Raw genomic sequence first — 9,637 nt, 5'->3', positions numbered from 1 at the left:
TCTCCGAATGTTCTCCTGCAAAAGCCACCGACAGCTGATAACCTTTTTTACCTGCTTTATTGGGAAAATAACCCTTGCTAGCAAACTCATAGGTCTTCCCGCTGGCCAACAAACCAGATTGATCAATATCTATTACCACTGGCTCAGGAGAATGTATAGAGTGACTATGCTCCGTAAACAGCTGGTTATGAATATTCCTAAGCTGGGTTACACTTTCTTCATCAGTACGAGTCAACAATCTGTTTATCTGCGATTGGTCAGGAAATCGCTCCATAGAAAGCATATTAGCAGCCACACTTTCTAGGCCTAATACTTCATTGATATCTTTGGTATATTCACATCCCATAATAATAGAAGCTATAAGGGTAAACAATTTCTGAGTAACGGTATAGCGAACCTTCTTCATGTTGAGTTTAAAAGTTTCAAAAGGTTTGAAAAAGCCAATATTGAGAGCAAACTGTAGTACTGAAGCCAGCCACACCGAAATAGTCTCATTGGTATTGCAATCAGTAGCTGAAAATGTTATTCTACCCATAGGGTAATACCACTTTTCGTTTATTTTTTTGTGATAAGTAACTATTTCGACAAAGGTGGCTATTACCCTTCATGTAATTATTGGTATATCAATTATTGGTAAATTTATACATTTTCATTGCACTTGTTTGCACAAAATTTTCGTACTGAATCTTGTTTAAGACGTTTTAGCGGTTAACTTGGCCGAATTGAAGGTCTAACATAAGCGAAGAAAATTTTGTGAGAAATCTCTTGTTAACCCCTTGACATATATCAACTTTCTTTATATTATTAATGTAAAATATTAAAACATAGAAACAGCCAAATTCGATGAACGGGAAGAGTAGGCGGCATGGCCAGGTCACAGAGAGCCGGGGATGGTGGGATCCCGGTACCGATGGGTGCCGTTGAATGGGCCCGGGAGAAGTTGTGCGAACTTCAAGTAGCATGAACCGGTAGTCCACCGTTAAAAGGACAGGGTATCGAAGCGCAAGCTTCTGTACCTGGAACGAGATGGCTGCGTTTAGGTGGCTAGCGGAGTGCTCAGGCATTTCGCCCTAAAGGGTGAAATGCCTTTTTTGATATAACCGCCATCTAATCCGGCCGAAATTGGGTGGCACCGCGAGGGGTACCTCGTCCCATGTGGATGAGGTACCCTTTTTTCGTTATATTTCTTTGAGTTGGCTTAAAATCAACTTGCTGAAGATTTTGTTTACACAGATTGGTTGCACTTATTGTGCTGAAGATTTTGTTTTTATGTACTGCTTTAAATAAATATTTTTCGGTTTGCACCATTTAGATGTTTGGCAAAACATTTAGACATCATTAGCCTTTCACAGGCTTCGCAGGAGACATTATAAGCTTTTGAACAGCATTTTATTTAAAAATTTAACTCAATAACGAAAGGAGTGAGCAAAAATGATATTTCCTAGTGAACCGGAGTTTAGAAAATTGAGGGAAAAAGGCGGCGTTGTACCCATGGTGTTGAAACTGAATGCCGATGAGCTTACTCCAATTGGCTTGTTTTACAGTTTAAAGGGTAAGAAAAAATTTCTGCTTGAAAGCGTGGAAAGCGGCAAGAACTGGGGCAGATACTCCTTCCTGGGCTGTAACCCTTACATGATGATTAGCAGCTATGGAGACCAGGTATTTATAGAGAAAGATGGCAAAACCGAGATTGTCACCGGTAAAGTTCTTGACGAGGTAAAAAAGCACATAAGCCGATACGGCACGGCATCGGGGGTGGAACTACCTCCTTTTGCAGGGGGCGCGGTGGGGTATGTGGGCTATGACGTGGTGAGGCAGTACGAAAAGCTCCCCGACAAAAATCCGGATTTAATTCAGGTGCCAGAGGCTTATCTGATGTTCTACAAAGATATCATAGTGTACGACCACTTTTATCACATTGTATCCATTATCTGCAACGTATTGCCGGAGGACGAGGTAGAATACAGCGATGTTGTAGATAGATTGATCTGGATGAAAGATGAAATTATCAAAATGGAAGAGATTCATCCACTTGATATGACAAGCGGCCTGGAGGACATTTATTCCAATTACGATAAGGAGAGCTTTTGCGGAATTGTCCAAAGAGCAAAAGAGTATATAGCCGCCGGGGATGTGTTTCAGGTGGTTCTATCCCAGAGACTGACTGTAATCACTCATACCAGGCCATTTGACGCTTATAGAAAGCTGCGCTTTCTCAATCCTTCACCGTATATGTTTTATATAGACTTTGAAGATTTCCAAATCGTTGGTTCATCCCCAGAAAGCCTGGTGAGCGTTGAGGGACGAACGGTAAAGACCAACCCTATAGCTGGCACTAGGCCAAGGGGCAGGACAAATGAGGAAGACGAGAGATTAAAGGAGGAGCTTCTTGCGGATGAGAAAGAGCGGGCCGAACACGTAATGCTGGTGGACCTGGGCAGAAACGATATCGGCAAGGTGAGCGAATTTGGTTCGGTAAAAGTTGACAGATTTCTAGGTGTGGATATGTATTCGCATGTTATGCATATAGTCTCCACCGTGTCGGGTCGGCTCAAGGATGACAAGGATTGCTTTGATGCCCTGGTGGCCTGCTTACCGGCCGGCACAGTATCAGGCGCCCCCAAGATAAGGGCCATGGAGATAATCGATGAGCTGGAGAATACAAGGCGAGGCATATATGCGGGGGCGGTTGGATACTTTGCTTATACGGGCAATATGGATATGTGTATAGCCATAAGGACAATTGTTTTCAAAGGTCAAAAGGCGTATATCCAGGCAGGTGCAGGGATTGTATACGATTCTGTTCCCGAACTTGAATACCAGGAGACGCTCAACAAGGCTATGGCACTTAAGGAGGTGCTCTGAGATGGTGATTTTGATCGATAACTATGACTCGTTCACCTACAATTTGTACCAGTACATTGGCGAAATCTATCCCCATGTAGAAGTGGTCAGAAACGACGAGGTGACGGTGGAGCAGGTTATAGATTCAGGGGCCAAGAGGATAGTGCTGTCGCCGGGGCCGGGCAGACCTGAAGATGCCGGCATATGCGTAGAGCTTATAAGAAAGCTTAATGGCCAGATTCCCCTTCTCGGCATTTGCTTGGGGCATCAGGCCATAGGATATGCTTACGGTACCAAAGTGGTGCGCGCCGATAGAATACTGCACGGTAAGACCTCCATGGTGATACACAACGGGAAAGGTATACTGTGCGGCGTAAAAAATCCCATACGCGCAACCAGGTATCATTCCCTGGTGCTGGATGAGAAGAGCCTACCGCCGGAGCTGGAGGTTACGGCCCGTACGCCGGACGGCACCATTATGGCGGTGAGCCACAGAAGCCTGCCAGTATACGGCATACAGTTCCACCCTGAGTCTATTTTAACAGAGCATGGAAAGAAAATATTGAGGAATTTCATGGGAGGGATTATAGGTGTTGAGTGAAGCGCTGAAAAAGATAGTGTCGGGCGAGCATTTGACTCAGCAGGAGGCGGCGTTGGCCATGGACGATATAATGGATGGCAACGCTACGCCGTCGCAGATAGGCGCTTTCCTGGTGGCGCTGCGCATGAAGGGGGAGACCATTCCCGAGATAACCGGATGCGCCGTTTCCATGAGGCTTAAGGCTAAAAGAGTGGAGCTAGATGACTATGCAATAGATACCTGCGGCACCGGGGGGGATGGCGGCAGAACTTTTAACATATCAACGGCTGTGGCAATTATCGCTGCGGCTGCCGGGGTGAAGGTGGCAAAGCACGGCAACAGGGCGGTGTCCAGCAAAAGCGGAAGCGCCGATGTGCTTGAGGCTTTGGGCGTCAAGATTGAGATGTCGCCTGAGATGGTAGTGGAGTGCATCAAAAGAACGCACATAGGCTTCCTGTTTGCTCCCCATTACCATGTGTCCATGAAGAATGTAGTTGGGCCACGGAGAGAGCTGGGGGTAAGAACTATCTTTAACATACTGGGGCCGCTCACCAACCCTGCTGGCGTTAAGGGTCAAGTCTTAGGGGTGTATGACAGGCGGCTGGTGCACAGCCTGGCGGAGGTGCTCAAGAACCTGGGTACTCAAAGGGCACTGGTGGTGCATGGCATGGATGGGCTTGATGAAATTACCACCACCACAAGGACAATTGTGAGCGAGATTAAGGGCGGAGAAATAATCGATTATGAGATAGACCCAGCTGAATATGGTATCCCTTATGCGAGGCTACAAGACATTGCAGGTGGTGATGCAAAACACAACGCTGAGTTGATAATGAGGATATTAAAAGGTGAAAGAGGGCCGGCACGGGATATAGTCCTGTTGAATGCTGCCGCTGCGCTGTATGTCGGCAATGCCGCCGAGAGCATAAGGGAAGGGCTTGAAAAAGCCACGTATCTGATCGATTCAGGCGCGGCATATGAAAAATTAAAAGAATTTATAAGGGTGAGCAGGGAGGTGGGCCATGTTTCTTGACGAGATAGTGGCTTACAAGAAAAAGTGCGTGGAGGAGCAAAAGCGAAAGAAGCCGTTAAAAGTGCTGGAAAAGGAGATACAACTTGCGCCTCCACACAGAAATTTTGCTAAAGCGCTGCGCCAGAGCAGCTGTGGGAGTCAAGATGAAGTAAAGATTATTGCCGAGATAAAGCGGGCATCCCCCTCCAGAGGCGTTATAAGGGAGGATATAGTGCCAGTTGATGTTGCCAGGATGTATCAGGAGGGCGGGGCGGATGCTATCTCGGTTTTGACCGAGGATAAGTACTTTATGGGGTGCGATGCTTTCCTGCAGCAGGTCAAACAGGCGGTCTCCTGTCCCGTACTTAGAAAGGATTTTATAGTAGACCCATATCAGTTGTATCAGTCAAAGGCGCTGGGAGCCGATGCCGTCCTGCTCATAGTGGCTGTCTTGGGGAAGCGTTTGAAGGAGTTTTACAGCCTGGCAAAATCCCTGGGGCTGGAATGCCTGGTGGAGGTCCACGACGAGAGTGAGCTTGAAATTGCGCTGGATTGCGGTGTAGAAATGATAGGCATAAACAACCGGGACCTTAAGAGTTTCAAAGTAAGCCTTGATACCACCGAAAGGCTCATAAAGATAATCCCCAGGCATACTGTGAAGGTGTCGGAAAGCGGCATAAAGTCGGGTGAGGATATAAGGCGCCTTAAGTCCATGGGGGTGGATGCCTTTTTGATAGGCGAAACCTTGATGACGGCCAGCGACGTGGTAGGGACTCTCAGGAGGTTTAAGGGGATGATTGTATGACGATCCTCTTTAAGGATGCTCAACATTTATAATGCGATGGATAGCGGGACGTTTACTGTAGGCTAGGTTTAAAGTCGACGGCGTGGCAGACACCATAGGGGCTTTTAATGGCCAATAATAAATAGGTGCTCTTGAATAAGGTACTCTAGGGGGCATTTGGGGAGGTGGACCTTAAGGTGGTTAAGATAAAGATATGCGGCCTTAAGAGGTATCAGGACATTGATTACGTCAACGAGTTAAAAGTTGATTATGCGGGGTTTGTGTTTGCGAAAAGTCCCAGAAGGGTGGATTTGCAGCACGCCGAAAGGCTGATTGCCCGGCTGGATAAAGGCATAAGAAAAGTGGGGGTGTTTGTTAACCAAAGCCGGGAATTTATAAAAGAGGCTTGCAGCGCTTTAGGCCTAGATGTGGTTCAGCTTCACGGGGATGAAACCCCTGACGAGGTCGCCGCATATGCCGTGTACGGCGTTGAGGTGTGGAAGGCCATACGGGTAAAAGGCGAAGATGGTTTGGTACGGGCTGGCGAATACCGGGTGGATGGCATACTGTTGGATGCGGCGGTGCAGGGAAGGTATGGAGGAACGGGCCAAACGTTTGACTGGGGTTTATTAGAAGGCGTGTCGTTTAATAGTAAGCTTATTTTGGCAGGAGGGCTTAATTCACACAACGTGTGTTCAGCCATAGCTAGAGTAAAGCCGTATGCTGTGGACGTCAGTAGCGGCGTGGAAACTGGCGGATTTAAGGACTACAAAAAGATGAAAGAATTTGTAGAAAGGGTGAGGAGCTTTGAAAAGCATAACAGGTAGATTTGGCATATTTGGGGGTCAGTATGTGCCCGAAACGGTAATGAATGCGTTGATCGAGCTTGAAAAGGAATTCAACGCTGCCATACAGGATGAGGATTTCATGCAGGAGTACCGCTATTACCTAAGGGAATATGCGGGGCGGCCCACTCCGCTGTATTTTGCACAAAACCTTACCGAGAAATTGAGCGGGGCCAAGGTGTACCTAAAGCGTGAGGATTTGAATCACACGGGGGCACACAAGATCAACAACGTTTTGGGACAGATACTCCTGGCCAAACGAATGGGGAAAAAGAGGGTGATAGCCGAAACTGGGGCCGGCCAGCACGGTGTAGCTACCGCCACCGGTGCTGCTATGTTTGGCATGCAGTGCGAGATCTTCATGGGCAAAGAAGATGTAAGGAGGCAGGCTTTAAACGTGTTTAGAATGCGGCTTCTTGGGGCCAAGGTACACAGCGTAGAATCGGGTACCGGCACTTTAAAGGATGCCGTCAACGAAGCCATAAGGGACTGGGTAACCAGAATAGAGGACACATTTTATGTGATGGGTTCGGTGGTGGGGCCTCATCCTTATCCAACCATCGTAAGGGAGTTTCAAAAGGTGATAGGGGAAGAGGCCAGGGCACAGATATTGGAAAAGGAAGGGAGGTTGCCGGATTATGTCATTGCCTGTGTAGGGGGTGGAAGCAATGCGATGGGCATATTTCATCCCTTTTATCACGATAAGCAAGTAAAGCTGATTGGCGTTGAAGCCGCGGGATTGGGATTGGAGACCGGAAAGCACGCGGCTACAATGGCAAAGGGGAGCGTGGGCGTGCTGCACGGCATGAAGACATTGCTCCTTCAGGACAGCGAAGGGCAGGTCATGCCCGTACATTCCATTTCGGCAGGGCTTGACTATCCGGGGGTAGGCCCAGAGCACGCGTATTACAAGGAAATCGGGAGGGCCGAATATGTCGCCGTGACAGATAGGGAAGCAGTGGAGGCTTTTGTGGAGCTATCCAGAACAGAGGGGATAATTCCGGCTCTGGAAAGCGCCCATGCAGTGGCCTATGCATTGAAGCTGGTTCCACAGCTACCGAAAGATAAAATAGTGATCGTAAATCTATCAGGCAGGGGAGATAAAGATGTTGAGACAGTTGCAAGCTTGCCGGAGGTGGAAGTATGAACATGATGGACTTGACTATGAACAGGATTGATATGGTGTTCAATGATTTGCGGGAGAAAGGCAGCAAAGCGCTTATTACCTACATCACAGCCGGGGATCCTAATCTTGGTGCCACTGCCGACTTGATCATTGAAATGGAAAAGGCGGGGGCGGATATCATCGAGCTGGGCATACCCTATTCCGACCCTCTGGCTGATGGGCCGGTCATTCAGAGGGCCTCGGCGAGGGCGCTCAATAATGGCATAAAAATAGCCGATATAATGAACATGGTAAGGTCAGTCAGGCAGGCCACACAGATTCCTCTGATATACCTGGTCTATTATAACTCGGTATTTAAATACGGTATAGATAGGTTTGTGAAAGAAGCACACGATGTTGGCATAGATGGAATTATAATTCCTGACCTGCCTTTGGAGGAGAGGGGAGAGGTTTTTGACATAACAAAACAATACGGCATACACCTTATCCCACTCGTTGCGCCTACATCCCATCAGCGAATCCCGAAGATTGTTGAAAACGCAGGCGGGTTTGTGTACTGCGTTTCCACAACCGGTGTTACCGGGGAAAGGGACGAGATTCAAACCAACATAAAGGACTATATGGAAGAGGTGTCAAGATATACAGATATGCCCAAAGCCATAGGGTTTGGTATATCAAACCCGGACATGGCATCGCAGCTTAAGGACTACTGTGACGGCATAATCATAGGTAGCGCCATAGTATCGCTGATAGAGAAGGCAGCCAGCAGAGATGAAATGCTCGACAGCGTATACCGTTTTATAAGAGGTGTTAAGCGAGTTTTGTGATGCTTTAAAAGACATGATAATTATCTTTAAAAATCAGCTTGCGGTTTGGGGTGTGTAATGGGCTGCTTTTTCATTGAGCCTTTATTAAACCACATAAAAAGAGGCCAAATGAAAAGCGTAACATTATTGGGTGCAGCAGCGTACAATAACTTGACAAAAAAATGTATGAGTACTATCCTTAAGATGATAAATTAGGTTGTATAAAATACTGAGGAGCTGAGAAGTTATGTCGGACAAGATGGTCAACGCCCAAGGCTTGACCGAAGAGGAGTTTTTAAAGCAGTATGATCCTGATAAATATGCTACAAGCAATCCTGCACTTACGGTGGATATGCTTCTATTTACCGTACGAGACGATGAAAAGCTCTGTGCCTCCGCAACGTCTTCCAAACATGTAGAGGTGCTGATGATAAAGAGGGGGGATCATCCATTTATAGGCAGGTGGGCCCTCCCAGGGGGATTTGTCACCCGTAACGAAGCCCCGGAAGATGCGGCATTGCGGGAGCTCAAAGAAGAAACCGGTATAGATGAAGTCTACCTTGAGCAGCTTTATACCTGGGGTGCACCGGGGCGTGACCCCCGCACCCATGTGGTTAGCATCACTTACATGGCTTTGGTTGACGGCTCAAAATTGAAAGTGAGTGCCGGAGATGATGCCAGCGATGCTAAATGGTTTAGGGCAAACCTTGAGGTTGTGGATGAAAAGAAGGCTGTTGCTTCAAACGGTTCTACTCTGGAGACAGATTTCAGACTTACCCTTTCTGATGATCATCAACAGCTGTATGGTATAGTCAAAGCCATAAAGAGGGTAGAAAACGGGGTAGTGAAGCGGGAGTACAAGCTGCTGGAAGCGGAGGGCATTGCTTTTGATCATGCCGTGATAATTACCTACGGGCTTTTGCAACTCAGAAGAAAGATATGGGTTACCCCTGTGGCTTTAAGTATGATGCCTGCTTGCTTTACAATGGAGCAGTTAAAAGGGGTTTATGAAGCTATATCTGGCCAAAAGCTTGCAATGGACTGGTTTAGGGATGAAATTTTGAGAACGGGTATGGTAATAGAAGCTACGGATAATGAAAATAGGCCATGGGCCGGTGAAGAAAAACTGTATAGATTCAATCCCCAATGGGATTGCAGTGTTGTCGTGTAGATTTTATATGAACATTCGTGAGGCATCGTTTCGCCTCATTGAATGGGTGTGCGATGATCTTATAAAAGTTTAGGTGCTAGGAGATGAAGGAATTGGTTAGGATTGATTGGAAGGAAAAGAAGAACCTCACTATGCTCACCGATTTTTATGAGCTTACCATGTCCAACGGCTATTTTGAGCATGGGCTTAAGGACACCATAGCTTATTTTGACATGTTTTTCAGGAAAGTGCCTGATGGCGGTGGCTTTGCCATCATGGCGGGAGTTGAACAGTTGATCGAATATTTAAAGAATCTGCGCTTTACCGAGGAGGATATAGAGTACCTGCGCAGCAAGAAGATGTTCAACGAAGAGTTCTTAAAGTACCTTGAAAACTTCAAGTTTGAGTGTGATGTATGGGCAATTCCTGAGGGTACGCCCATATTTCCCAATGAGCCCATTGTAACGGTTGTAGGGCCGGTCATCCAGGC

9 protein-coding genes, 1 pseudogene and 1 other annotated feature are annotated in these 9,637 nt (G+C 47.0%); of the genes and pseudogenes, 9 read left to right on the top strand and 1 reads right to left on the bottom strand.

The features are described 5' to 3' along the window. On the bottom strand, nucleotides 1–535 hold a 535-nt coding region (locus FWJ59_RS05765), incomplete at its 3' end, for a transposase (protein WP_414481021.1). 299 nt (nucleotides 536–834) lie between these two features. Then, nucleotides 835–1,157 (top strand) — a binding site (T-box leader). 274 nt (nucleotides 1,158–1,431) lie between these two features. On the opposite strand from FWJ59_RS05765, the gene trpE reads away from it, so the two are divergent. The 9 genes and pseudogenes from trpE to FWJ59_RS05720 form a co-directional block, all read left to right on the top strand. Then, nucleotides 1,432–2,865 (top strand): anthranilate synthase component I family protein, encoded by a 1,434-nt coding sequence (trpE, locus tag FWJ59_RS05760; protein WP_414481020.1) that lies wholly within the window; start codon nucleotides 1,432–1,434, stop codon nucleotides 2,863–2,865. A 1-nt stretch (nucleotide 2,866) separates the two neighbouring features. Then, nucleotides 2,867–3,445, top strand: coding sequence for an anthranilate synthase component II (locus FWJ59_RS05755; protein ID WP_025746946.1), 579 nt, complete (start codon nucleotides 2,867–2,869; stop codon nucleotides 3,443–3,445). Continuing rightward, nucleotides 3,435–4,457: an anthranilate phosphoribosyltransferase gene (gene trpD / locus FWJ59_RS05750; protein WP_025746945.1), complete on the top strand. Its 1,023-nt coding sequence runs from the start codon at nucleotides 3,435–3,437 to the stop codon at nucleotides 4,455–4,457. Before FWJ59_RS05755 ends, trpD begins: the two co-directional genes overlap by 11 nt. Next, nucleotides 4,447–5,241, top strand: a complete 795-nt coding sequence (gene trpC / locus FWJ59_RS05745) for an indole-3-glycerol phosphate synthase TrpC (RefSeq protein ID WP_414481019.1) — start codon at nucleotides 4,447–4,449, stop codon at nucleotides 5,239–5,241. Before trpD ends, trpC begins: the two co-directional genes overlap by 11 nt. 176 nt (nucleotides 5,242–5,417) lie before the next feature. Beyond that, on the top strand, nucleotides 5,418–6,047 hold the full coding sequence (locus FWJ59_RS05740; protein WP_414481023.1) for a phosphoribosylanthranilate isomerase: 630 nt from the start codon (nucleotides 5,418–5,420) through the stop codon (nucleotides 6,045–6,047). After that, nucleotides 6,037–7,212 carry a tryptophan synthase subunit beta gene (trpB, locus tag FWJ59_RS05735; RefSeq protein WP_414481022.1) on the top strand — a complete coding sequence of 392 codons (1,176 nt, stop codon included), beginning with the start codon at nucleotides 6,037–6,039 and terminating at the stop codon, nucleotides 7,210–7,212. The genes FWJ59_RS05740 and trpB overlap by 11 nt, the downstream gene beginning before the upstream one ends. Nucleotides 7,213–7,229: 17 nt before the next feature. Continuing rightward, a complete protein-coding gene (trpA, locus tag FWJ59_RS05730) occupies nucleotides 7,230–8,018 on the top strand; it encodes a tryptophan synthase subunit alpha (protein WP_025746941.1) in 789 nt (262 codons plus the stop codon). 226 nt (nucleotides 8,019–8,244) lie between these two features. Beyond that, a complete protein-coding gene (locus tag FWJ59_RS05725) occupies nucleotides 8,245–9,168 on the top strand; it encodes an NUDIX hydrolase (protein ID WP_414481018.1) in 924 nt (307 codons plus the stop codon). Between the two features lie 83 nt (nucleotides 9,169–9,251). Further along, nucleotides 9,252–9,637: pseudogene (locus FWJ59_RS05720) on the top strand (nicotinate phosphoribosyltransferase); the annotation flags it as partial.

The sequence above is a fragment of the Caldicoprobacter sp. genome, from assembly GCF_047459465.1.
Lineage (GTDB): Bacteria > Bacillota > Clostridia > Caldicoprobacterales > Caldicoprobacteraceae > Caldicoprobacter.
The sequence above is the reverse complement of the archived record's forward strand: the minus strand, read 5'-3'. Positions and strand labels throughout refer to the sequence as shown.

Excerpts from the sequence above, each read along its gene's own strand:
- trpE (WP_414481020.1), top strand. The coding sequence starts at position 1,432 with ATGATATTTCCTAGTGAACCGGAGTTTAGAAAATTGAGGGAAAAAGGC.
- FWJ59_RS05755 (WP_025746946.1), top strand. The coding sequence starts at position 2,867 with ATGGTGATTTTGATCGATAACTATGACTCGTTCACCTACAATTTGTAC.
- trpC (WP_414481019.1), top strand. The coding sequence starts at position 4,447 with ATGTTTCTTGACGAGATAGTGGCTTACAAGAAAAAGTGCGTGGAGGAG.
- trpA (WP_025746941.1), top strand. The coding sequence starts at position 7,230 with ATGAACAGGATTGATATGGTGTTCAATGATTTGCGGGAGAAAGGCAGC.
- FWJ59_RS05725 (WP_414481018.1), top strand. The coding sequence starts at position 8,245 with ATGTCGGACAAGATGGTCAACGCCCAAGGCTTGACCGAAGAGGAGTTT.